This window comes from Aquirufa avitistagni (genome assembly GCF_042715545.1).
Taxonomy (GTDB): Bacteria; Bacteroidota; Bacteroidia; order Cytophagales; family Spirosomataceae; genus Aquirufa; species Aquirufa avitistagni.
The window spans coordinates 379554-405010 of the sequence record NZ_JBBKXZ010000001.1; the positions used below are offsets into that span (position 1 = coordinate 379554).

General features: G+C 42.2%; 22 protein-coding genes and 1 tRNA gene. 13 read left to right on the forward strand and 10 right to left on the reverse strand.

All coding sequences use genetic code 11. The features are described from left to right. Positions 1 to 85 precede the first annotated feature (85 nt). A complete protein-coding gene (locus U0R10_RS01535) occupies positions 86 to 1294 on the forward strand; it encodes an MFS transporter (RefSeq protein ID WP_377981919.1) in 1209 nt (402 codons plus the stop codon). Positions 1295 to 1394: 100 nt separating this feature from the next. Continuing rightward, positions 1395 to 1964: a peptidylprolyl isomerase gene (locus U0R10_RS01540; RefSeq protein ID WP_377981920.1), complete on the forward strand. Its 570-nt coding sequence runs from the start codon at positions 1395 to 1397 to the stop codon at positions 1962 to 1964. On the opposite strand, the gene U0R10_RS01545 is transcribed toward U0R10_RS01540, so the two are convergent. Genes U0R10_RS01545 through U0R10_RS01555 form a run of 3 tightly spaced genes read right to left on the reverse strand, consistent with a single transcriptional unit; the run spans position 1953 to position 5888 of the window. Continuing rightward, a complete protein-coding gene (locus tag U0R10_RS01545; RefSeq protein ID WP_377981921.1) occupies positions 1953 to 2768 on the reverse strand; it encodes a hypothetical protein in 816 nt (271 codons plus the stop codon). The two genes, U0R10_RS01540 and U0R10_RS01545, sit on opposite strands and share 12 nt — an antisense overlap. Before the next feature lie 5 nt (positions 2769 to 2773). Then, positions 2774 to 4210, reverse strand: coding sequence for an MBOAT family O-acyltransferase (locus U0R10_RS01550; RefSeq protein WP_377981922.1), 1437 nt, complete (start codon positions 4208 to 4210; stop codon positions 2774 to 2776). Beyond that, a complete protein-coding gene (locus U0R10_RS01555) occupies positions 4200 to 5888 on the reverse strand; it encodes a sodium:solute symporter family protein (RefSeq protein WP_377981923.1) in 1689 nt (562 codons plus the stop codon). Before U0R10_RS01555 ends, U0R10_RS01550 begins: the two co-directional genes overlap by 11 nt. Positions 5889 to 6118: 230 nt before the next feature. On the opposite strand from U0R10_RS01555, the gene U0R10_RS01560 reads away from it, so the two are divergent. The 10 genes from U0R10_RS01560 (at position 6119) to U0R10_RS01605 (ending at position 16774) form a co-directional block, all read left to right on the forward strand. After that, positions 6119 to 6203, forward strand: a tRNA-Leu gene (locus U0R10_RS01560). A 66-nt stretch (positions 6204 to 6269) separates the two neighbouring features. After that, positions 6270 to 7610, forward strand: a complete 1341-nt coding sequence (locus U0R10_RS01565) for a trigger factor (protein WP_377981924.1) — start codon at positions 6270 to 6272, stop codon at positions 7608 to 7610. A 129-nt stretch (positions 7611 to 7739) separates the two neighbouring features. Beyond that, positions 7740 to 8447, forward strand: a complete 708-nt coding sequence (locus tag U0R10_RS01570) for a ClpP family protease (protein WP_377981925.1) — start codon at positions 7740 to 7742, stop codon at positions 8445 to 8447. A 6-nt stretch (positions 8448 to 8453) separates the two neighbouring features. Further along, positions 8454 to 9695 (forward strand): ATP-dependent Clp protease ATP-binding subunit ClpX, encoded by a 1242-nt coding sequence (gene clpX / locus U0R10_RS01575; protein WP_377981926.1) that lies wholly within the window; start codon positions 8454 to 8456, stop codon positions 9693 to 9695. Positions 9696 to 9700: 5 nt separating this feature from the next. Then, a complete protein-coding gene (locus U0R10_RS01580; RefSeq protein ID WP_377981927.1) occupies positions 9701 to 10066 on the forward strand; it encodes a hypothetical protein in 366 nt (121 codons plus the stop codon). Between the two features lie 4 nt (positions 10067 to 10070). Continuing rightward, the gene (locus U0R10_RS01585) at positions 10071 to 10775 is read left to right on the forward strand and encodes an alpha/beta fold hydrolase (protein ID WP_377981928.1); all 705 of its coding nucleotides are present in this window, start codon (positions 10071 to 10073) and stop codon (positions 10773 to 10775) included. Then, the gene (gene cmk / locus U0R10_RS01590) at positions 10775 to 11461 is read left to right on the forward strand and encodes a (d)CMP kinase (RefSeq protein WP_377981929.1); all 687 of its coding nucleotides are present in this window, start codon (positions 10775 to 10777) and stop codon (positions 11459 to 11461) included. Before U0R10_RS01585 ends, cmk begins: the two co-directional genes overlap by 1 nt. After that, a complete protein-coding gene (locus tag U0R10_RS01595) occupies positions 11448 to 12434 on the forward strand; it encodes an NAD(P)/FAD-dependent oxidoreductase (protein ID WP_377981930.1) in 987 nt (328 codons plus the stop codon). The genes cmk and U0R10_RS01595 overlap by 14 nt, the downstream gene beginning before the upstream one ends. A gap of 16 nt (positions 12435 to 12450) precedes the next feature. Beyond that, positions 12451 to 15510 carry a BamA/TamA family outer membrane protein gene (locus tag U0R10_RS01600; RefSeq protein ID WP_377981931.1) on the forward strand — a complete coding sequence of 1020 codons (3060 nt, stop codon included), beginning with the start codon at positions 12451 to 12453 and terminating at the stop codon, positions 15508 to 15510. 4 nt (positions 15511 to 15514) lie between these two features. Further along, positions 15515 to 16774: a glutamate-5-semialdehyde dehydrogenase gene (locus tag U0R10_RS01605; protein ID WP_377981932.1), complete on the forward strand. Its 1260-nt coding sequence runs from the start codon at positions 15515 to 15517 to the stop codon at positions 16772 to 16774. 1 nt (position 16775) lies between these two features. On the opposite strand, the gene U0R10_RS01610 is transcribed toward U0R10_RS01605, so the two are convergent. The 6 genes from U0R10_RS01610 to nusB are packed head-to-tail and all read right to left on the reverse strand — an operon-like array spanning position 16776 to position 22230. Continuing rightward, positions 16776 to 18551, reverse strand: coding sequence for a DNA polymerase III subunit gamma/tau (locus U0R10_RS01610; protein ID WP_377981933.1), 1776 nt, complete (start codon positions 18549 to 18551; stop codon positions 16776 to 16778). Positions 18552 to 18592: 41 nt separating this feature from the next. After that, positions 18593 to 20011, reverse strand: coding sequence for a dephospho-CoA kinase (coaE, locus tag U0R10_RS01615; protein ID WP_377981934.1), 1419 nt, complete (start codon positions 20009 to 20011; stop codon positions 18593 to 18595). 4 nt (positions 20012 to 20015) lie between these two features. After that, positions 20016 to 20318, reverse strand: coding sequence for a preprotein translocase subunit YajC (gene yajC / locus U0R10_RS01620; RefSeq protein ID WP_377981935.1), 303 nt, complete (start codon positions 20316 to 20318; stop codon positions 20016 to 20018). 7 nt (positions 20319 to 20325) lie between these two features. Further along, positions 20326 to 20769 carry a DUF1573 domain-containing protein gene (locus U0R10_RS01625; protein WP_377981936.1) on the reverse strand — a complete coding sequence of 148 codons (444 nt, stop codon included), beginning with the start codon at positions 20767 to 20769 and terminating at the stop codon, positions 20326 to 20328. Then, positions 20769 to 21065 carry a YtxH domain-containing protein gene (locus U0R10_RS01630; RefSeq protein WP_377981937.1) on the reverse strand — a complete coding sequence of 99 codons (297 nt, stop codon included), beginning with the start codon at positions 21063 to 21065 and terminating at the stop codon, positions 20769 to 20771. The genes U0R10_RS01625 and U0R10_RS01630 overlap by 1 nt, the downstream gene beginning before the upstream one ends. Before the next feature lies 1 nt (position 21066). Then, positions 21067 to 22230, reverse strand: a complete 1164-nt coding sequence (gene nusB, locus U0R10_RS01635) for a transcription antitermination factor NusB (protein WP_377981938.1) — start codon at positions 22228 to 22230, stop codon at positions 21067 to 21069. Between the two features lie 89 nt (positions 22231 to 22319). Between nusB and U0R10_RS01640 the strand changes: the two genes are divergently transcribed. After that, positions 22320 to 24104: an ABC transporter ATP-binding protein gene (locus U0R10_RS01640; RefSeq protein WP_377981939.1), complete on the forward strand. Its 1785-nt coding sequence runs from the start codon at positions 22320 to 22322 to the stop codon at positions 24102 to 24104. Here the strand turns inward: U0R10_RS01640 and U0R10_RS01645 are convergent. Continuing rightward, positions 24099 to 25418 carry a TolC family protein gene (locus tag U0R10_RS01645; protein WP_377981940.1) on the reverse strand — a complete coding sequence of 440 codons (1320 nt, stop codon included), beginning with the start codon at positions 25416 to 25418 and terminating at the stop codon, positions 24099 to 24101. The two genes, U0R10_RS01640 and U0R10_RS01645, sit on opposite strands and share 6 nt — an antisense overlap. Between the last annotated feature and the right edge of the window lie 39 nt (positions 25419 to 25457).

The following is a 25457-nucleotide window of genomic DNA, read 5'->3' on the forward strand; positions in this document are numbered from 1 at the left end:
TTTTTTTGGTACGATTTTTCCAATTAAGAATTTAATTTTTTTAAGATTATAATTTCTCTAAACTTTTAACTAAAACTAAACTATTATGAATCAAACTGTTAATGCCAATCGATTATTTTTGGCGTCCTGTTTTGCCCTCATTACTACATCCATGGCTTTTGGAATTCGTGCAGGGGTACTTACTCAATTAGGTGTAGACTTTAAACTAGACAATGAGCAATTAGGATACGTTAACCAAATGGCTTTTTTAGGATTCCCGATTGCCATGATGATCGGCGGTCCACTATATAATGTGTTAGGGCCAAAGAAAATCATCTGGGTTGCATTTTTCACACATGTGATTGGTTTAGTAATGACGATTTACGCAGGTGGTTTTTGGTCTTTATTATTGTCAACTTTCTTTGTTGGCTTCGGTAATGGTACCGTAGAAGCAGCTTGTAATCCAATGATTTCGGATATGTTCGAAGGAAAAGAGAAGACAAAAATGTTGAATCGTTTCCACATGTGGTTCCCAGGAGGTATCGTAATTGCTACGTTGTTGTCTCAATTCATGACAGATGCAAACTTAGGCTGGCAATTACAAATTGCTGCTATTTTAGTTCCTGCAGTAATTTATGCGTACTTGTTTTACGGACAAGCCTTCCCTGCAACGGTTGTTGAGGGTGGTGCTTCGACTGGTGAAAACTTCAAAGCGATGCTTTCGCCTTTGTATTTATTTATGTTGGCTTGTATGGCTTTAACAGCTATTTCAGAATTCGGTCCTGAGCAATGGATTGGACCAATCATGGGTCAAGCAGGTGCTAGTCCAATGATCATTTTGGCTATTGTAACTGGTTTGATGGCTGTAGGTCGTTATTTCGCTGGTCCGATTGTACATAAATTGGATGCTGGTGGAGTTTTATTGGTGTCAGCGATATTGACTACGATTGGGGTTTATTTGATGAGCTCTGCGACAGGAAGTATGGTATATGTTTCAGCGATTATTTTTGCGTTAGGTGTATGTTATTTCTGGCCAACAATGATTGGATATGTAGCTGAAAATATTCCGTTAACGGGTGCTTTTGGTCTTTCGATCATGGGTGGTATGGGGATGTTCGCTACGTCTATTTTCCAGCCGATCATTGGATCATGGTTAGATTCAAATACGGCTGAAGCTGCCAAAACACAAACAGGCGATGCGATTGCATTAGTTGCAGGTCAGGCAACCATGGCGCAAATGGTGTTGTTCCCTGCGATCTTAATCGTTGCTTTTGCAGGATTGTATTTCTTCGGAAAGAAAGCAAAGCATGCGTAATCAGTTTGAAGATAATTTTGAAAGGGAGCCTCGGCTCCCTTTTTTTTGTCCCTTTTTCCCTATAGCTTTGGCAATCCTCCAAGGTTTGCCAAAGCTAGGTATGCGGTTCATTTTTTTGTTACTATTAGTAGTTGCTTGTAAGCCTAATTACAACGTTGATCCCTCTCAAGTGGAAAAGGATTTGCGCGCCCAATCCTCCCAATTTCCAGAAACTAAAATTCAAGGCGAAACCCGTCTCGGAAATTTTGAAATTACCCTGAACGAAGAGACACCACTCCATCGAATTAATTTCGTCCGCCTAGTCAAAATGGGTTATTTCACAGATCGCTATTTCTATCGCAATGTCTACGAAATAGGCATGCAGGGTGGGGGAGAATTTAAAGATCGTTTAGCCTACTTAGTTCCAGCTGAATATCCAGACCATTTAAAGCCTGTACGCGGAACCATCGCGATGGCGCGATACGATGAGGGAAATCCTAAAAAATCATCGTCGCCCACGGAGTTTTTCATCATCACGAATACCGAGCAGGCTGCTCGATTCTACAAACAATATGTGGTTTTTGGGAAAATTACGAAAGGTCTAGCGGTCATCGACTCGATGCAAAAACAGCGTTCCTTCGACGAAAAGCCTGTGATCCCTGTTAAATTCTCGTTGAAACTAGCGAATTAACCCGGCCGATTTCCACGGACTCGAAGCTAAAAAATCAAATCGATTTAAGTGGATTTGATCCGGCAGAAAATTAGAGGATGCATAGAAATTCCAAGAATCTGCATAGCCTGAGATTGCTTTAAATTCCCCACGAGCAGCGATCACTTGATTTCTAAATACTTCATTAATAGGTGGAGATATAATCTGCAATACCACTCCTTTTTGGGCACATAATTGTTGCAAGCGCAACACATATTCCTTCGAAATAGAAGAAAATAGCCCTTTTTCGTCCGACACCCCCTCAAAAGATGGGGACCAATTACTGGTTAACACCGGGCGGTATTGGGCTAGGTAATAAAATGGAATCGCCTCAACTTGCTTGATCACTACAGGCGAAAATAATCCCTGATTTTCTTTGGTAAAAAAGGGTTTGACGAAGTAATGAAAGCTCAATGGGCTCGCTAAATTATTTTGAAAACTGAACGGATGATAGATTAATACTAAGGTGTCCACGGATGGATTTGCTGCCAGCGCCTGAACAGCAATCACATATTGACCCGCCATCGAAATAGCCTGATTGGAAGCTAATGAAACTAAAGCTGAATCATTCGCTAATGAATCCAAAACTTGTTTGGCAACGCTATCGCCGATCACCAGCTTTTTCTTTTTGAGCTTGGATTTACTCGCTGCGAGTACTTCATACACTTCCGTACCTGCCACATCTGTTTGGTATCTCTTGGTCCAATATTGGAACTCGGGGTAAGCGTGGAATAGTAGGCCAAAAACACCTAAAAACACCATTAAATCACGTAAGAAGTGTTTCATTGTCTTTAGAATTGAAAGTAAATAAACTGGTCATTCCCCCGGTAGAAATACAAGATTAATACCATCAAGCTGTAATAAAATGTCCATTTAACCCAGCGGTTTTTGATGGTATTGATTCGAACCAACGGACTAAGGGTATGTCGGCCTAACCACTCAATCCCCATAAATCCGACAATCAGCACACTCAAAATTACCAGATTTTTTCGGCCCGAAATATCGGGTATCCAGCCGCCATGTTGGACCATCCCCGCCAAATACGCGAATGCTTCCGAGATGCTTTTGGCTCTAAAAAACACCCAGAATATGGTCACGACACTGAAGGTGATTAACATCCGTAATCCAGAAACGAGTTTCGTTTGAGACACCCAGGTAAATCGCTTGCTCACCGCTTGAGGCACTAAAAACAAGCCGTTCAAGAATCCCCAAAAAACATAGGTCCAGCTAGCGCCATGCCACAAACCACTGACTAAAAATACTGTTAAGGTATTGCCTACCCGGCGAAATTTCGAGACGCGGTTGCCTCCCAACGGGATATATAAATAGTCGCGAAACCATGAGGTTAAAGAGATATGCCAACGCTTCCAGAATTCAGCCACGTTTTTAGCGAAATATGGGAAGTTGAAATTATTCAGTAACTCAATGCCAAACAGGCGCGCTGTACCTAAGGCAATATCTGAATAGCCCGAAAAGTCCCCATAAATTTGGAACGAAAACAGAACGGCACCCACGATTAAACTAGCTGAATTCAGGGATTCTTGTTGGCCAAATATCTGATTCACATACACCGCACAATTATCCGCAATCACAATTTTCTTAAAAAATCCCCACAGCATCTGCTGCAATCCGAAGATACTCTGCGCCCGATTAAACTTCTTTTCCTCCTTCAATTGCGGAATCAGGTGATTGGCTCGCTCGATCGGTCCTGCCACTAATAACGGAAAGAAGCAGACGAATAAACCGTAGACCAACATGTCTTTTTCGGGTTTAATTCGGTCCTTGTAAATATCGATCACATAGGATAGCCCGTGAAAGGTATAAAAGGAAATACCCACCGGTAAGGTGATTAAGAGGAGCGTGGGCTCCCAACTCCAATCCATCGTTTTTAGTAATTCTGAAATACTTGAAACTATGAAATTGTAATATTTGAAAAAGCCGAGTAGCGCAAAATTGATACCTATACTCAGCCAAAACCATGTTTTTTTGCCCAATCGCCCAGGGTTGTCGGCGACTTTTTGGCCTGAATAAAAATCTAAACTGGTCGAAAAAATGAGTAGCACGAGAAACCAAACGTTCCAATAGGCATAGAAAAAATAGCTGGCAGAAAGTAAAATCAGATGCTGCCATGTAAGTTTGTTTTCAATTCCTTTGGCATAATGCACACCCCAAAACAGCGCATACACGATGGGAAGGAAGACAAGAAAGGAAAATGAATTAAACAGCATGCGCCCGCAATCGGTCTATTTGTTGCAAAATAATAGAAAAAATCATGACCAATAAGCAGCCGAGTACATTTAACCACAAGAATGCCATTAACTCATAATACCAAGCGACGATGACGATGATTTCGGCTAGCAATGCCGACCAGAACACATGTTTGCCTTCGGTTGCCGGTAAATAAAAGGCACATAAGAAGATACCTAGTATCGTTCCGTAAAACCACGAACCAAGTATGTTAACCACTTCAATCAAGCTACCCATGTTGGTTGCAAAATGAGCCACAATTAAACACAAAATTCCCCAGCCTAAAGTCGTTATTTTCGATGCCCACCAATAATGCTTGTTGCTTGCTTCGGGATTAACAAATCGCTGATACACGTCAACCATACTTGTCGAGGTCAATGAACCAAATGCGGATGCCATCGATCCCATAGACGATAACAAAATCATCGCAATCAAAAATCCAATGATCCCGATGGGCAAATGATCGATGATGTAGGTTAAGAAAATATAGTTGGTGTCATTAGGTTCAAAGGAAACGGCCGACTTCTCCATCGAAGAAACCGCGGCTTCGCGTAATTTCATTTGGCGCTCATGCAAGGAATTAATCTCATTTTTCAAGGGCGCTACCGCAGTCGGATTGTGGTCGATGGCATCGACTAATGCTATTTCGGCTTTTTTCTTCGCTTCAAACAAAGCCGATTTTTCTTGATTGATTTGCTTCGCATCCGCCTGCTTCACCCAAACCGCCTCCGTATTTTTATTGAAAAACATCGGTGGCTCGTGAAACTGATAGAAGATAAAAACGAAAATACCCACCAGTAAAATGAAGAATTGCATCGGGATTTTCAGAAAGCCATTTAGCAACAAGCCTTTTCTACTTTGTGTAGCAGATTGTCCAGAGAGGTAACGGCCCACTTGGCTTTGGTCCGTACCGAAATAGGAGAGCTGCAAAAAGAAACCACCAATGATTCCTGACCAAATATTATAGCGATTATTCAAATCAAATTTCCAATCAATCAAATTGATCTTACCCATTTTGCCTGCAATTTGCAGGGACTGTTTGACGCCGATTTCCGGAGGTAACTGGTAAATAATGAGCACGGCGGCTAAGACCATGCCGGCTAACACCACCGACATTTGGAGCATTTGAGTATAGGAAATGGCTTTGGAACCGCCCAACATACAATAGGTAGTTACGAGTGCGGCCGTTAAAGTGTTCGTCCAAGTTAAATCCCAGCCTACTAAAATCGATAAGATAATGGATGGAGCCGCGATGGTTACGCCGGTAGATAGTGCGCGCGGAATTAAAAACAGTAGACTGGTTAATACCCGGGTTTTAGCGTCAAATCGTTTTTCTAAAAACTGATAGGCTGTGTACACTTTGAGCCGATAATAATTCGGAATGAACGTAACAGATAACACAATCATGGCAATCGGTAATCCCAAATAGAATTGAACGAATCGCATGCCATCTGTATATGCTTGACCCGGTGCGGATAAAAATGTAATCGCTGAAGCCTGCGTCGCCATGACCGAAAGCAACACATGATACCAAGGTAATTCCCGGTCGGCAAGCAAAAATCCCTGCAAAGACTGCTTGGACTGTTGGCCCCTCCAACTCCCATACGCCACGATTCCGCCGATTGTTAATACTAATATGATCCAGTCGAGTAGGTGCATGGCTTAGCTAAAAAGTGCGGAAAAACCGATGAAAAACAGAATAATGCTCACAAGAAATGCACCTAAAACGAGGTACCAGGTGCGCCAATTAGGCTGTGATTCTTCTTGCTGAGCAGACATAGGTTTTTATTAAGAAGTCAAAAATAACACAAAATGTTTATTGATTAGATTATTTGCCAAACACCTTTGGAATAATAAGTTTTGCTGATTACCTTTGCACTCCAAATTACGCGGGTGTGGTGGAATTGGTAGACATACCAGACTTAGGATCTGGCGCCGCGAGGCATGGGGGTTCGAGTCCCTCCACCCGTACCAAGGCAAGCCCTCAACACCGATAGGTTTTTGAGGGCTTTTTTTAATTGATTAAACAAACAATTCTATATGAACATTTCACTAAATAAAGCAAGTGATTTACAAGGTCGTTTGACCGTTGTTGTAACTGAGGCTGATTACAAAGAGAAAGTTGAGGCTAAATTGAAAGACTATCGCAAGAAAGCGTCGATCAAGGGCTTTCGTCCTGGCATGGTTCCGGCAACTTTGATTAAAAAATTGTATGGTCAGTCGGCATTAGTGGATGAAATTAATCACGAATTAGGCCACGCGGTTAGTGATTACATCAAAGAAAATAAATTGAATTTAGTGGGTGAGCCACTTCCAGCTGTCGAAGAAGCTGATTCAATCGATTGGGAAAAAGATACGGAATTTACATTTCATTATGATTTAGGTTTCCACTCAGATTTCAAGGTGGATTTAGCTAAAATGAAAGAAATTAAATCGTACGAAATCAAAGCCGATAAGAAGGAGATTGCCGAGACGGTTGAAAACTTGAAGAAGCAATTCGGCGAGCAGACGCATCCAGATGCAGTTGAAGATCGTGATTTAGTATTTGGAACCTTCACGCAAGGTGATTGGGTTGAGAAATCAGCTATCCCAATGCACGCGATTCAAGACAAATCAAAGAAAATATTCATCGGCGCGAAAAAAGGGGATACCTTGAAATTTGCGATCGATAAGGTGTTTGTTGACGCAAAATCATTAGCCTTAGCAACCGGTAAAAAAGAAGAAGAAGTAGCTGATTTGACAGGTGAAGTTTCATACCTAGTGGAAGATATTACGCGTCAAGCTCCTGCTGAAATGAATGTTGAATTTTTCGACAAAGTTTTAGGGCCAGGAAAAGCAACAGATGAAAAAACGTTCTTAGCTGAAGTTGAGAAAATTGTTTCGGAGAATTATGCTCGCGAAGCGAATTACTTATTACGAATCGATGCGGAAAAAGCGTTGATCGAAAACGTTAAAATTGATCTTCCAGAAGAATTCTTGCGTACGTGGTTAGTGCGTATCAATGAAGGCAAATTCACGCCAGAGCAAATTGATCAAGATTTTGATAATGTGAAACGTGATATCCGTTGGAACTTAATCAAGAATGAAATCGCAGCGAAATTTGACGTAAAAGTTGAATATCCTGAGGTGGTTGAGAAAGCGAAAGATATGGTTCGCCAGCAGTTTGGTGGTTATTTATCTTCGGACCAACCAGGCATCGAGGAAATGATTGAGAAAATTGCCATGGGTTACTTGAGCGATAAATCGAAAGGTGATAACTTCATGAACTTGTACAATCAGGCATTTGCTGATAAAGTATCGAGTGCTATTGTGGAGAATATTCCGCACAAGGTTTCGAAAATCGACGTAGAGAAATTTAAGGAGATTGCAGCAGCGCTGTAATTTAGCCGATTTATAATCTAGAGTGAGAGCCCCGTAAATTACGGGGTTTTCTGTGAACAAGATAATCCGTTTTGGTGTTTAGCTTTAGACGTGAAAATATTTTAAATTTGATTTTAAAACTATCCAGATATGTACCCAAAAGAATTGACTGGCGAAGAGTTTCGTAAATATGCTGTCCATCACCGTGGCTTAAACGGTTTGGCAGTGGATCAATATATGAATAGCATTGGTAGCCGACCGATGCATCAAATCGATGACATGACACAATACATCATTGAGGAGCGCCCGATGCGTTTCGCTCAAATCGATGTATTTTCTCGTTTAATCATGGACCGTATCATTTTTATGGGAGTTCCCGTAGATGATTATATGGCCAATATCATCGTAGCACAATTGTTATTTATGGAATCTACAGATGCCAAAAAAGACATTGTCATGTACATTAATAGCCCTGGTGGATCTGTGTACGCAGGATTGGGGATTTACGATACCATGAACTACATCCGTCCGGAGGTAGCTACGGTTTGTACGTCACTTGCTGCTTCTATGGGAGCTGTTTTATTAGCCGGTGGTGCAGCTGGAAAGCGTTCTGCGTTAGAGCATGCGCGTGTGATGATTCACCAGCCATCTGGTGGAGCACAAGGTCAATCACGTGATATCGAAATCACGGCACGTGAAATCGTCAAAATTCGTCAAGAATTATATGACATTTTAGCTAAACATTCGGGTAAATCATTTGAAGAAATCGAGCGCGATTCGGATCGTGACTACTGGATGAAAGCAGCTGAGGCCAAAGAATACGGTTTGATTGACGAGATTTTAACGCGTACTGTGTAATTAAAGATGGCTAAGAAAGCAAGTTGTTCCTTTTGTGGACGGGCAAAAAATGAGGTGGGTATTCTTCTTTCGGGAATTGATGGCCATATCTGTGATACCTGTTTGCAGCAAGGATATGAAGTAATCAAAGACGATATGGGTGCGGCTGTGAAGGCGCATAAACCAGGGAACCAACAGTTCGAATTGGTCAAACCAAAGGATTTGAAAGCTTATTTAGATGAATATGTGATTGGCCAAGAGGAAGCCAAACGCCACTTATCCGTGGCCGTTTATAATCACTACAAGCGTCTGATGCAGACGCCTGCTGCAGATGATGTGAAGATTGAGAAATCGAACATCCTGATGGTAGGTGAGACTGGAACTGGAAAAACCTATCTGGCTCGTACACTTGCGCAGAAATTACAAGTTCCTTTTTGCATTGCAGATGCGACCGTCATTACGGAAGCGGGTTACGTAGGAGAAGATGTCGAAACGATTTTAACTCGCCTATTGCAAGCCGCAAATTACGATGTTGAAAAGGCCGAATGTGGCATTGTGTTCATTGACGAGATTGATAAGATCGCGCGCAAGTCGGACAATCCGTCGATCACGCGGGATGTGTCTGGGGAAGGGGTCCAACAAGCCTTATTGAAATTATTGGAAGGCTCGATTGTGAATGTGCCGCCGCAAGGAGGACGTAAGCATCCGGATCAAAAGATGATTGCCGTAAACACGGAGAATATCTTGTTTATCTGTGGTGGTGCTTTTGATGGGATTGATCGTCATATTGCGAAGCGTTTAAACTCGCGCCCTATTGGTTTTTCAGGCGACGATACATTCCACGAATCGTTTGAGAAAGATCAGATTATGAAGTATGTATCTGCACAGGATTTAAAATCGTTTGGGTTGATTCCTGAATTGCTAGGACGTCTGCCGGTAGTAACTTTCTTAAATCCATTGGATGAGAAAGCCTTACTTTCCATTTTGACAGAACCTAAAAATGCACTTATCAAGCAATATGAGAAACTTTTTGACATGGAAAATGTGTCATTGTCTTTCTCGAAAGATGCCTTAGTTTATATCGTAGAACAAGCCATGCAATTTAAATTAGGAGCACGTGGTTTGCGATCCATCATGGAAGCCATCATGACAGATGCCATGTTTGAAATCCCTTCTCAAACTGATTTGAAGGATTTTAAAGTCGATTTAGCTTATGCCAAATCGAAATTTGAACGTACCGTTTTTCATCAAATGAAAGTTGTCGCTTAAACCTTATGAAAGCCTTTATTCTTGTGGCTATGTTAGCCATCTCTAGTTCGTTTGTTTCAGAAAATCAGCCTACTGGCGCATTGCAAGTAGCTACACCTGAAGTCACAACTCCTACTGTTGTCGCACCTGCTCAAGAGGTAAAGCACACGAAGCGAGTTTCCAGCGTTAAAAAGGAAATTAGACAAGCACGAAAAGCACTCAAAGCAGATGTCCGCGATGAGGTTCATCGGATGGATTCCAAATTGAAAATTGGTCTATTTTTGTTGGCCATTGGCGCCGTGCTCAGTATCGTAGGTATCGGTCTCGTAGGTGGAATCGCCGCGCTTATTGGCCTCGGTTTCACGATCGTCGGCCTGCTGCATACCTACTAAGCATATGTCGGCCCAGCTCGTATTTTTACATGGTTTTGGGGAAGATGCCCGTATTTGGGATGATTTTATTCCTTCATTCACCTGGGCTGAAAAACCAATTGTTCCATCTTTTGCGCATTGGACCTCTGCGAAATCGATTGCCGATTACGCTCGAGAGATTCTTGTTTCATTACCTCAAGATCGAAAATTTACCTTAGTGGGACATTCCATGGGTGGATACATTGCCCTCGAAATGGCGAAGCTATTTCCTGAACGTATTGAAAAGGTCGTGCTTTTACATTCTACCGCGCTTCCAGACACCGCAGAGAAGCAAATCAATCGAGATCGCACCATCGAATTTCTAGCGAAGCACGGTGCTTCCGTATTCATTAAATCCTTTGTTGCGAATCTGTTTGCCCCTGATTTTGTGGCCAACAATCGTGAATTGATGGATCAGTTAATTGCGCGCTACCAAGATCTAGGAGCAGAAGGGCTTATTTCGGCATCAAGGGCCATGCGCGATCGGGCCGATTTCACCGCATTTTTACGCGATACCCACATTCCATTTTTGTTTATTCATGGGGACGCAGATCCCTTAATCAGTACAGATAGCATTTTAGCTATAAAAGCACATCATAAATGTGTAATTTTGCCGGGAGTAGGGCATCAAGGTGTTTACGAAGCACCTCTGGCTTGCTATGATGCGATTCATTCTTTTATTGCCGACTAATGTCCAAAATTATTGTAGCCTTAGATGGCTTTTCTTCCTGTGGTAAAAGTACAACCGCGAAACGTGTAGCTGCAACGTTGCATTATGCATTTATTGATACAGGTGCAATGTACCGAGCGGTTGCGCTATATTTTCATCGCCATGCCGTGGAAGTTTCAGATGCCGAGGCGGTGGAATATGCGCTGAAGCACATTGAGATTACGTTTGCGTTTAATGTAGGCCGACAAGCCTCTGATACTATTTTGAATGGGGAGAATGTAGAGCAGGAGATTCGGAAAATGTTTATTTCGGAGATTGTGAGCCAAGTAGCTGCTATTCCAGCGGTCCGACATGCGATGGTTGCGCAGCAGCAAAAAATGGGGGAGAAAAAAGGGATTGTGATGGATGGCCGGGATATCGGTACGGTCGTATTTCCCCAAGCAGAATTAAAAATATTCATGACGGCTCAGCCGAATATTCGTGCCCAGCGACGTAAACTTGAGCTTTTACAAAAAGGCGAAGATCTTCCATTGGAAGAAATTGTGGAGAACCTGCGCATGCGTGATGAAATAGATTCGAATCGTACGGAAGGTCCTTTGAAACGTGCCGACGATGCGATTGATTTAGATACTTCTTTCCGAAGTATGGATGAACAGGTCAATTTTGTGTTAGATCATGTACGTCGGGTTCAACGTGAAAAAAAATAAACCATTTTTGATTGTTGGCCAAGGTCTAGCCGGCACCATCTTAGCACATCATTTTCTATCCGCACAGATTCCATTTGAGATTTGGGATGCTCCCGCAGTTTATTTCAATTCTTCTCAGGCAGCAGGGGGTATTTATAATCCTGTCACCGGCCGGAAATTAGAAAAGACTTGGCTAGCGGAAGAACTATTTACTTATTTACCGGATTTTTATACGCGTCTAGAGGCAACATTGCAAGCATCTTTTTTCCACCCAATACCCTTGTTTCGGCCTTTTGCCAATGTAGACATGCGAACGTGGTTAGAGGAGCGCAAACCGCAAATTGATCACCATTATCTGAACTGGACGCCTGAGGGAGTTTGGGTCAGCGAAACGGGCTGGGTGGATGTAGCTGAACTAGTACGCGTTTCGCGTATGCATTTCCAAGCATTAGGTCTGTTTCAAGAACGCGCTTATTCCGCTACTGATGCCTTTGAGGGCGTGATTTTTTGTGAAGGATTTCATGGGCAAAAAAACCCAATATGGTCCCAATTGCCATTTTTGCCCGCCAAAGGGGAGTTGATGATTTTTGAATCGGATCAGCCAGCGAAGGATTACATACTGAGTAAAAATGGATTCGTTCTACCCTTGACAGGCAATCAATTTAAAGTAGGTGCCACGTACCGTTGGGATGAATTTTCATCTGCAGAGACAGTAGATGCGCAGGATGAGTTACACCAAAAACTGCTTTCCATGGGGGTGGACTCCTATACACGACTTAGTACCCGCGTAGGCGTGCGCCCTGCGACACAAGACCGACGCCCATTTATTGGTATGCACCCGCATGAACCCGTGGGTATTTTTAATGGTTTTGGATCCAAAGGTGTTTCGTTGATTCCTTATTTTGCAAGTGCATTTGTGGACGAGCTACAAGGAATAAAAGAACTGCCTTTTGAGGTTTCAATTCGACGATTTTCGCATTTATTTTCATCATAATTAATTACATTTGAGGATGCGGTTTTTTCAAAATCTGTTCTTGATCGTTGCTTGCCTGCTTTCAGTATATGAAATGCAGGGACAAGACTTTTATCCAAGCCAACGGGACTGGGAGAGAACGCGTATTCAACACAAGCGGATTCGTTGGTCCTATATAACAGATCAAAATTTTGAAGTTTATTACTATGGCAAACAAGATGCCTTAGCGCGTTCTACGATTCAATTTTTGGATGGGGAGTTGCCGCGAATTACCCGTATTTTAGGCTACACGCCGTATCAAAAAGCAAAGATATTTCTGTATCCATCACCGGCTGATCTATTAGAGTCAAATAGTGGCATTAGTTTCCAAAATCTAAAGAAGGCCCAAGAGGAAAATCAAGATAAGTTTAAGATTGAGATTGCGTTTAAGTCAGATTTAGGTGATTTACATACGCGTCTGGTTGAGGAACTTACACGAGTTTATGTACATGATATACTGTATGGGGGCACGATTAGAGATGCCTTGCAAAGTTCTTTATTGTTAACTGTTCCCGAGTGGTTTTCTTCAGGTATTGTTGCCTATGTGGCACATGGTGATTCGCCCGAAATGAATCAATACATGTATCAAATCGTGGCGGCTAACAAGGTTCGGAAGCCTGCTTTGGCAAGGGGCAAGGAAGCTGAATTAATTGGGCAATCCATTTGGTCCTATATTGCCAAAAATTATGGCATTCAACCTATTGGTAACATTCTTAATCTGACGCGCATTATTCGTAATGACCAATCCAGCATTGCCAGTACCTTACGCACGTCGATCTCTCGCTTTTTGAAAGAATGGTTTAATTTTTATTTGTCGGAATCGAAGCAATTTGACGTTAATTCGACTGCATTTTCAGGTGCGGAGAATTTAATAGCTCGTGATCGCTTGGAGGGAGAGCAATTAGCGGATTTCCGGATTAGTCCAAATGGAAAGTGGATGGCTTACACACTCGAAGATGCTGGCCAGTATCGCGTGATGATTCAAAATTTACAGACTAAAAAACGGTTTTATTTATTCCAAACGGGTTTGAAAGATCCATTGCGCGAATCTGTAAGTAATTCGCCCCGCATGCATTGGACAGCGAATAATTCGTTTTCGATTATCTATGCCAAAGACGGGAAATCTTGGTTGAATCAGTACGCGCCCATCACGGGCTTGTCGGCAAAACTAGTGAGCAAAACCGACCTGAAAGATTGGAATTTCACTGATTTTGAGATGCATGAAAGTGGCCAACGGATGTTAGTGAGAGCCTTGCGAAATGGTCAAATGGATGTGGGGATTTATGATTTCCGACGCAATAGATTCACACCTATTACCCAAAATGCCCAAGATGAATTTGAGGCACATTGGTTCAATAAGCAAGGGGATGTCATCTATTTGACGGACCATTATGTGGATTCAACGCAGAAAGTGATTAAAGCCAAAGGGTTGTCGGTGCTCATGCACTGGCGCGCAGAAGAGCCAAGTAATCCGCGCGTATTGCTGACACATTCGGGTAAAATTCATTCACTCCAAGTTCAGTCAGATACGCTCATCTACTTCTTGCACAAGCAAAATACGGGGGAAGAATTGGTTTCATTGGATTTAAGCCAAGGGAAATTAATGCAAAACCGGGTTCGATCAGGTACTTGGACCTATTTTCATTGGTCGGGCGATAAATTGTATTACCGTGATCGAGATTTCTTGGAAGATCGAATTCAGCGGATATCTGCCCAATCGATTTTAGATATACCTGCCTACCAATGGTATCCGATGACTGCAGATAGTACGTCTAATTTCCTGATGGACGTTTCAGCAGAGCCTAAGCGCGATAGTTTGGATGTGCGCGAAAAGGCGAAACGCAGTAGGCTTGAGCGCCAACAATTATTGCGTGCACGTAAGGAGACAGCCAAACTTGCCGGACCATTTGCTTACCATAATTCATTTGTGGTGAATGGTTCAGAAGGAAATTTTAGAATTGATCCCATCCGGGGAATCGGATATGCATTTGATCTAAAAATGAATGATTTAATGGAAAATCATTTAATCAGGACAGGTGTTTTGCTGAATGCTAATTTTAAGAACTCCGATTTATGGGGCGAGTATGCCTATTTACCAAACAAAGTAGACTGGGTATTTCGTGTCGATAGGAAGTTATATAGCCAGGAATCAGACGCATTTTTGAATAAAATACGCTATAACCGGGCATCTTTGACGGGAATTTATCCCATTAATTTGACAAGTAAATTGAGTTTCGCTGGGATGTTTACCTCCAATAGATCGTTCGATCAGGTGAACTTATCGGTGCCAGAAAATTTGTCGACCTATGCAGGTACTTCTGTCTCCTATACCTTAGATAACACGGTGCATTGGGAAGATAATTTGCCTATTGGTACGCGTGTGTTAGCTACGCTGGAACACCAACAAGCCCTCAGGACGTCATTGAGTTTCTCGCGTGTTCGATTGGATGTACGGAAATATGTCAAACTATCGAATAGCATTTTAGTAGCCGGTCGTCTATCTGCTTCGCACGCCTTTGGGCCAGCTGCGCCACAAACAATGTTGGGTGGTATGGATAATTGGGTGTTTATAGACCGCGAAGTACGAACAAAGGAAAATCCGTTAGGCGTTTCTGGTCCGGCTAATCGGGATGTGTTTATGAGTGATTTTGCGACTTCATTGCGCGGTTTCAAGATGAATAAATTAGCTGGGAATAGCCATTTATTGGTTAATCTGGAGGTGCGCTTGCCGGTAAAACATTTGATAAGTTTAGAATCCAATAAGTCAAGTTTTATGAATTCGTTGCAGATTGTGGGCTTTACTGATGTCGGATCTGCTTGGACGGGTGCGAATCCGTTCAGCCGGACGAATGGCTTTAATACCAATGTCATTGGTGGTGGAACAAATCCATTTCAAGCGACAGTTACCGACTTCCGAAATCCGTTTTTGTTTGGTTTTGGGGTAGGAGCTCGGGCTAATTTATTTGGTTATTTTGTGAAGGTGGATTATGCGTATGGCATGGAAACCAATGAAATCAAATCACCTGCTACCTACGTGACGTTAGGTCATGATTTTTAATTATATGTCGACGCACCTAACTGATATCACCCCATTATTAGCCGCCACGCGCAAATCTGCTGCCGCATTAGCCTTGTCGGCCGATGCCGTGAAGCTCGCTGTCCTTGCCGATTTAGCTACTCGTTTAGAAGCTAATGTTGCTGCGATTATCTCGGCGAATGAAAAAGATCTGGCTGTTTACGATCCGCAAAATCCCATGCGCGATCGACTTTTGTTGACAGAGGAACGAATTTTAGCCTTAGCCGCGAGTTTACATGATGTGGCCAAATTGCCTAATCCATCAGGCCAAGTTTTAGTAGCTAAAACGTTAGCCATTGGACTTCACTTGGAAAAGAAATCAGTGCCTTTAGGGGTCGTTGGCGTTATTTACGAGTCCCGACCCAACGTGACAATCGACGTAGCTGCCTTATGTATTCGCTCCGGTAACGCGGCTGTATTACGTGGTGGCACGGATGCATGGCATACCAATGCTATGCTAGTTTCGTTGATTCATGCGTCGTTAACAGTTGCAGGATTACCTACGGATGTTGTTCGGTTGTTGCCTACAGATCGTGCGCATGTGACGACTTTACTTACGGCAGTTAAGTACGTTGACGTGATTATTCCACGTGGTTCGGATGCGTTAATTCAGCGGGTTCGCAAAGAGTCGCTCGTGCCTACGATTGAAACAGGAGCTGGTGTATGCCATACGTATGTGGCGGAATCGGCTGATGTGGATATGGCTGTGCGCATTGTGGTTAATGCCAAAGTTTCCCGTCCTTCCGTGTGTAATTCCTTGGATACCATATTGGTTCATGCGGCTATTGCACCACAGTTTTTAAGTCAATTGGCTCCGAAACTTGCGGAGTATCAGGTACATATTTGTGCTGATCCTTCCGCATTAACTGTTTTGCAGGGAATTCAGTATCCACATGTTCAAGCTGCTATAGAAGCTGATTTCGGTCGGGAGTTTTTAGATTTTGCCTGTTCGATCAAAGTAGTTCAGGATACTGCTGAAGCATTAAATCACATCGATAGCTACTCTTCGCGTCATTCTGAAGCCATCGTGAGTTCGGATGAATCAGAGGCTGAGTTGTTTTTACAAGCGGTAGATGCAGCTGCAGTTTATTGGAACGCTTCGACGCGCTTTACAGATGGCGGAATTTTTGATTTGGGTGCAGAGATAGGTATTTCCACTCAAAAATTACATGCCCGTGGACCGTTTGCTTTGGAAAAATTAGTCACTGAAAAATGGGTGTTGAAAGGAAGCGGGCAAATCAGGTAAACTAATATTCGTGATCTAGGCCAAGTTTTTGTTTCATTTCGCTCAGCAGCGGATATTTGTTGGCCAAGAATTCATACTTATCAGACTGCGTATACAGCATTTTTTTGTCGCTTTTCTCCGTCACTATTACGTCCAACGCAATGTCAATGCTATAATTTTGTAGGCGTTCACGAATTTTTCCCAATACCTCCAAGCGTACATTTTCATTGAACTGCTGGACTTGTACTTCATTCTCTACTTTCATGTGGATGATTGACCCGATCAGTTCGATTGGCCGATTCATCATCACATATTTATTGATCAAATTCGCTGATTGAAATTCAGCTGCCAGTTGGTTCCAAACCGTCGTCAGCTCTTCTATTGTAAAGGCCTTTGAATTTGCTGGATCATTGCTTAGACCAGCCAATACTTCTTCCGCTGTTTGTTCAGTCGCTTTTGCGTCAACCACCTTTTTAGCTGAGCGTAATCCGGATACCGGATTAGGTTTCGCTTGTAGTGTTGGAACATCCACAGGAATGGTCGTTTCCATCACTGGTTCCTCTTTGACTGCAGGGGGTGTCGGCTCTAAAACAGGTGTTTTAGGCGTTATTGGGGCTTGTGTTTCGGTAGTTTTGGCCCCAGCGGCTTTCGCCTGGGGCTCAGCCTTTTTTCCATCACCGCCCTCCGTGGCAGGTTGGAATACCGAAGGCAAATAATTAATCTTCAGTAGGCAAAGTTCGAGATGTAGTCGTGGGTTTTTGGCCGACTTGTAATTGGTCTCACATTGAGCGCAAATATTCATGGCAGATAGCAAGAAAGACGTACTTGTCTTTTCTGCTTGTTGCTTAAATTTCGCTTTCGATTCGTCACTGATTTCCATCAACGCTAGGGTTTGGGGATCTTTGGCAAAAAGTAAATTCCGCAAATGCTCCATAAATCCAGCAATGAATTGTTGGCCATCAAATCCCTTCCGCATGATTTCATCTAGCAAAACTAGGGCACCCACATGATTTTGTGTGGTCATGTGATCCGTAATTTGCAAGTAGTAATCGCTGTCGAGAATATGTAAATTCTCCAACACATCCTTATGACGGAGGGTATTGTCGGTTGAAAATGTGACGTTTAAGTCGAACATTGACAAGGCATCACGCAAACCACCATCTGCTTTAATGGAAATCAATTCCAATGCCGCAGGTTCCGCTTGAATATTTTCTTTGGTTGCAATGGAAGCCAAATGACTCGCCATGTCTTTCCACTGTATCCGGTTAAAATCAAAGATCTGACAACGGGATAAAATGGTAGGTAAAATTTTATGTTTTTCCGTCGTTGCTAAGATAAATATGGCATAGGACGGCGGTTCTTCCAATGTTTTCAAGAACGCGTTAAATGCCGCGGAAGACAACATGTGTACTTCATCTATGATGTAAATTTTATAGCGTCCGCGTTGTGGAGGATATCGTACTTGATCGATGAGGTTACGAATATCTTCCACCGAGTTATTTGATGCGGCATCTAATTCATGTATGGTTAGGGAGGTACTTTCTTGAAATGAGGTACAAGATGGACATGTTCCACATGCCTCGCCATCAGCCCCAATGTTTTCGCAATTGATCGTTTTCGCCAAGATACGTGCGCAGGTTGTTTTTCCTACGCCACGTGGACCACAGAATAAAAATGCTTGTGCCAAATGATTGGACTTAATCGCATTTTTTAGGGTGGTGGTAATGTGGCTTTGGCCAACCACCGAGTCGAACTGGGTGGGTCTATATTTTCTGGCTGAAACGATAAAATTTTCCATACGGCAAGTTAACTTTTACGCCATCAATTTCCAAAGATGCATTAAGGCAATTCAACTACCGCGCTAACCGGAAAATGATCCGTCGGATATCGGTTTGCCCACGTTTCTGAATGGGTGGCATGTTGGTTTACACGCACGCCATTTTTAACAAATATGTAGTCGATGTGACGACCTTCTTGTTCTTTTTTGAATCCATTAAATGAGCTATATGGCCCATAATGGCCTTTTTTGCTTATTTTTTCTGCATCCGTTAGTTTGTTGGGATTTGTCGGGTCTACCAAAATTTGAATCGGCTCATCATCGGGAGTAGCGTTAAAGTCACCCGTAATAACGGCTGGAGATTTGCCGGCGATTTCCGCTACTTTTCGTAGGACTAATTTGGCACTTTCGCGGCGGGCGATTTTACCTAAATGGTCAAAATGGGTATTAAATACATAGAATTTTTTGCCTGTTTTGATCTCTTGAAATTGGCCCCAGGTCATGACTCTGCGGCAGGCAGCATCCCAGCCAAAACCTACTTTTTCACATGAATCAGAAAGCCAAAATGTACTTTCTTTGAGTAATTTAAATTTACCTGCATGGTAAAATAGGGGGGAGAATTCACCTTCCTCTTTGCCATCATCCCGTCCTTTACCAAACCACTTATAACCGGGTAATTCGTTGGCAAAATCCTTGATTTGATGTACAAATGCCTCTTGCATGCCGATGATATCAGCCTCGTGGTATTTAATTAATTCAGCACAATGTTTAGCGCGGTATTTCCATTGATCCTGACCATCTGAATCTGTGTCGAGTCGGATATTGAAGGTCATGGTTTTGATTTGTCCAAAGCTGCTAAAGCTGATTAAGAGTAGTAGCATAACGCCACCTAGACTTTTGTAAATGTGTTCAATTTGTGGCCAAATACGTGATTTTTGGCTGTTTTCAATAATGAATTCGGCGCCTTTCATATAGCTTATAGGTTTAGGTTGAATATCAATGATCTGCATGGTTTGCATGTAGTTCATGTGTTTTCTTTTTTGAATGTGGCTGATTCGTTCTTCCAGCGGACAAGATACAGCAATAAGCTGATCCAAATGTTCTGGCTTGTTTTTGGGTGTTATCAGCGCGGATTCGTATAGATAAAAGGGGGCAAGAGGTGCAGTTTCCAACCAAGCCGTAGCTGCTTTGCGCACCGCAGGATGAATGATCTGATTAAGTACTTCGATGTCCTGAGGGTATTTTTGCAAGATTTTTTTGATTCCTTCACGATTGTAAGTACCATCAGCCAAATAAGCCTGAGGACCAAATTCCTCCGTGATGGCGGACTTGACGTCAGGATCGGTATCGCAGAGATTTCGGGCCGCTAGATCAGCCTCAAATACGGGAATACCCAGCATAGAAAAAATCCGACAAATCATCGATTTGCCGGATCCTATTCCGCCTGTAATGCCGATAAAGGGTTTCAGGCTTGTAGACATCTTTTTATTCTTCTGTTAAACGTGAAGAAGCATCTTTGGAAATCGCAGTTTTTTCAAAAACCATGCGAACACCTTTGTTGGCATCTACCTCCACAACAATCGTTTTTTCACGAATTGAAATGACTGTTCCATGAGCTCCGCCGATTGTCACGACTTTATCGCCTGTTTTCAATTCTTCAATAAATTGTTTCGCTTCTTTCGCCTTTTTTTGTTGTGGACGAATCATGAAAAAATAAAATACCACAAAAATACCTCCGAAAAGGACGATTTGCATGATTTGTGGATTAGCTGCTTGTAAGGTGATCATTTTTGGTTTATTTGGTATTAGGTAAAACTTCTATTTTAAATGCCACTTGATTGTCGGCTGGCAATGTATTTGCATACACGGTAACCGTTTTCTGTAACTTTCCTTCTTTTCCTTTCGAATCAAAGGTCACTTTAATGAATCCTTTTTTGTCTGGTTGGACTAATTCCTTACTCCATTTGGGTGTGGTGCATCCGCAAGATGCGTTCACCGACAAGATTTGCAGGGGCATGTTGCCTTTGTTCTTGAAATGGAAAGTATATGAAATTTGTTCCCCTTCTTTAATTCGGCCTAGATATACGAGCGGTTGATCAAAGACCATTTTTGCTTGTTTCTCTGGGCTAGGGCGTAATGCGAGTGGAATGGTATTTTCGGACGAACTTGCCGCCTCCTTTTGCTTGTTGACACAAGCGAAAAATGAGAAAGCCACCAAAAACAATCCGAATATCCGCATTACTTAGCTTTGATTTGGCTCATCATTTTTTCCACATCTTCCAACAGTCTTTCTGCTTTAAGCTTCGTGTCTTGAACGACTTTTTTGCCTTCAGATTTGGCTAATGTTTCAGGAATTTCTTTTCCGTCTACGATATCGTTAATCAATTGCTTCAATTGGTCACGGTATTTATTTAACTGGAAATATAATCTTCCGCGTGTATTTTCTCCCTTGTCCGGAGCATATAAAATGCCCAAAGCGGCTCCCGCTGCGGCACCTACGACGAATGCCCAAAATGATTTAGATGATCTGCTCATATTATTTACTAGCTATGTCGATTAATCCTCGACCTGATTTTTGTATAATTTTTTCACTTATCAAACGAATGGAAATCACATCAAGTATACCATTGATAAAAGATCCCGATTTCGGTGTGGAGTAGTTTTTTGCTACTTCAATGAATTCGTTGATACTTACTTTAACGGGTATGCTTGGGAATTGAATCATTTCTGCAACCGCCATTTTTAAAATGATTAAATCGGTGGTGGCTAAACGCTCCGTATCCCAGTTTTTCGTTTGATCATTCACCCATTGCGTTAATTGAAGGTCTTCCTTCACACAATAATCGAATAAATCTTCGAAGAATTTTTTGTCATCTTCCCATTGTAAACCAAGGGGTTGAATTTGTAAATCTTCGAGTGCTTCGACCTTAAAAGTTTTCGTCGCTAAACTTTTTACGACGTCTTTATTTAGGTGCCAATTTAAATCTTTTTCCTCGAAATATTCGGCCATGATCGGATGTTTTAACAGATAATTTTTCAAAATGTATTTAATCATTTCGATATCTGCTATGACATCTTTTCCAGCGGTAGGGAGGTACGAGACGAAGGCCTCATCGGGAAGGATGCCTTCGATGAAGACTTTCTTCAACATGTTTTCCTCGTCTTCCGACCAGCCTATGTTGTAATCCGCAAAAGCTTGTTGCAAATCACGCCATTTCGGCATGATCGCTAAAACCTTGTTTTTACTAATTACGGAGGTTTTGATGGGGTTTTCTAATAGTCTTCGTTGCTCATCCCATTGCCCAATCATCGGTAGTGCTTGGATGAAATATAGCATTTTCAAGTATTGCTTGAAGATGGATTCCACCTCTACGACCATCGTTGACTTTAATTCCTTGGCAATTTTAGCGACGTTATTTTGATAGATGCGATGCACGGATTTAGCCGCTTCAAGCGCTTCTGCAGGGATTGTTTCTTCGGTGGGTACTCCTTGAAAAAATTCTGTTAATTGGATTTCGGCTAATTTGCGAAGACCTTCTAAACGTGGAGTTTGGTCTTCTTTGGCAATCATTAGTGATAAGTCAGGCTGAAAAATGGCTGTTAATCCATCAAATGCCAATTGATATTGGGCACGTTCTTGTGTCCAGTAAGCATACATTTGTTGAAATGCTTTGACACGAAGTAGTCTTCTGTTTACCATCCGAAATTAAAGAGCGTTCTGTTTTTGAAAAGACAAAATTAACTATTTTAATTTGAAAAAGGGGCTATCTTTGTTTGATTAATATTTTCATGGGCGCATTAGGTCATCTCAACTCATTTTTTTGGCGATATAAGTGGTTACTTTTTTTAGGAATCATCTTTACATTTGGATCAAATTTCTTTGGTGTTGTTCCTGCCCAACTCGTGCGTTTCGCGCTAGATCTCGTGACCGAAACGATTGATATTTATTTTCTTTTTAAGGGATTTAGTATGCAGTCGGCCTTCTACGAGGTTTTTGCCAGCACCTTATTTTACTATGGCGTCTTGATTGTCTTGATGGCTTTCATCAAAGGCGTTTTCTTGTTTTTGGTTCGCCAAACACTGATTGTCATGTCCCGTCATATTGAATATGATATGAAGCAGGAGATTTATGCCCATTATCAGACCTTGCCATTGTCGTTTTATCGCCAACAAAACACCGGGGATTTGATGGCGCGGATTTCAGAGGATGTGAGCAAAGTACGGATGTACGTGGGCCCTAGCGTCATGTATGGACTCAATTTGATTTCCGTTTTTACGTTGGTTATCTATTACATGTGGCATGTAAGTCCTACGCTGATGTGGTATGTGTTGCTTCCACTGCCGATTCTTTCGTTTAGTATATATTATGTCAACTCGCTCATCATTCGCAAGTCGGAGGAGATTCAGGCTGGTTTGTCATCAATTTCTACCTTTGCGCAAGAGGCTTTTTCTGGCATTCGTGTATTGAAATCGTTTGTCCGCGAAAAGCAATCCGTGGACTCTTTTGCTGCGGCATCAGCAAACTACCGAAGCAAGTCATTGGATTTAGTTCGGATTGATTCCTTGTTTACACCGCTCATTTCATTGTTAGTTGGTTTTTCTACCTTACTCGTCGTATACGTGGGTTCCAAAGAAGTCATGGCAGGCCGCATGAGTATCGGTAACATTACCGAATTCATCATGTACGTGTTTATGTTGACTTGGCCCGTAACCGCGCTCGGTTGGACTTCCTCCCAAATCCAGCGTGCTGCCGCATCCCAAAAGCGGATCAATGAGTTTTTGAATATCCAGTCGGAGCTTGTTCCCGGCAAACAAATTGCACAAACGATACAGGGGAGGTGGACGTTCAAAAACGTGCATTTTACATATCCTGGATCAGATCGAGCAGTTCTGCACGATATAAATTTAGAGATTATGCCGGGTGAAGCCGTAGCTTTACTGGGGACGACCGGATCTGGAAAAAGTACGATTGCGTTATTAATGGCGCGTTTTTATGACCCGTCGGCAGGAGAGATTTTGTTAGATGGGATTTCGTTGAAGGACTGGGATATTCAGCATGTGCGTAAACATCTTGGATTTGTTCCGCAGGACGTATTTTTATTTTCGACGTCGATTGCGGAAAATATTCGTTTTGGCCAAGATGATTTAACATCGGATGAAATGCATCAAGCAGCACGATTTGCGGATGTACATGACAATATCATGGAATTTCCAGATCAGTATGAAACCTTATTGGGCGAGCGGGGTGTGACACTTTCTGGTGGACAAAAGCAACGCGTTTCGCTGGCGCGCGCACTAGCAAAACGTCCTACGATGTTGATATTGGATGATTGTCTTTCCGCAGTGGATACGCATACGGAACATAAAATTTTGGAACATTTGCGTTCCATTATGGCAGACAAGACGAGCTTAATTATATCCCATCGTGTTTCTTCAGCGAAATTAGCGAGCCGTATTTTTGTCTTACAGGATGGTCAATTACTGGAGGAAGGAACGCACAAGCAATTGATGAAGAACAAGCAATTGTACTACGATTTATACCAGCAACAGTTGAACGAGGAGCAGGGATTATAAAATTCCACCGCTTAAGCGAATCAACTCAATCTCCGCTGATTTAGCCGCAAATTTTGCTTCGATTAAACGTGTTTCAGCTGCGACTGCATTGCGTTGCACCTCACGAAGTTCATAGGATGTGGCAATTCCTACTTTAAATCGATCGAACGCAATATCAATGTTTTGCTTAGCGATGGTGTAATTCTCAGATTCTAAGTTGATTAAATTCAATGCATTTTCATACGTGACATAGGCGCGCTCTAGGGATGCGTTGAGGGAGTTTTTAAGATCGTCAACTTGCAATTGCGCGATTTCAGCATTGATTTTGGCATTTTGAACGCGGCGTTTTTGGTTATATCCATCGAAGATATTGATGGTTGCACGCAAGCCATAGTTCAAGGCATTACTAGTTCCTCTTTGCACACCGAAACCAGCCCCATTTTCTACTTGGTTCATATTATATCCGGCAAGTAAATCTATTTGCGGCATTTGTAAGCTTTGCGTGTTCTTGATATCTAAATCTGAAATACGCTTACTTACGATGGCTGCTAGGAGTGTAGGGTTCTGTTTCATCGCCAAATCACTCAATTCAGTTAATGATAATTTCGGCAATAAATCAATCACTGAAAGTACCTTGAATTCTGTTTGCATCGCGCGCACCAACAGGGCATTGAAACTAATTTTGGTATTCAAAAATGATTGTTCTTGGGCAAGTAACAAGGCTTTATCTTCGTTGTAATCTACTTGAGCAGAGTAATAATCTACTTTGGACCCTTGGCCTACTTCATAGCGATCTTTCGCTAATTTGAGGCGGTCATTTGAGATTTCGAGTCCCTTTTTGAAGTTATTAACCCGTAATTCTTGACGGATGATATCGTAGTAGGTATTGCTAATCAAAGCAATTAGATTCTCAATAGAAGTTTCGGTTTGTTGGGCCCCCAACTGCTGTAATTCAGCAAATCGATCTTTTAAAATAAACATGCCTTTGCCATCATATAATGTCCAAGCCATGGTTACCCCTGCATTTCCCGAATTCGAGCGAACGCCACTTTGGTTCAATGGGGCACGTAATCCACCAAAAAACTCTTGATTCAAACCCGATACCGCATAATTTTTTGTGGTCGTACCGTTGATGGTTGGCAAAAATCCTGCATTACCCAACGTATTATCATTTTCTGCAATTTTTTCACGCTTTTTCGCGATTTGAATGGAGAATTGATTTTGTAAGCCTTGCTGTATCGCATCTTCCAATCGTAACGTTTCTTGGGCATCAGCGGAAGATACGCCTAGGGAGAAAATGAATAGGAGGGAAAGGGGTAAGCCAACTAGTTTCATAGGTTAATATTAAGAGGCAAAGAACAAACATAGCACTTT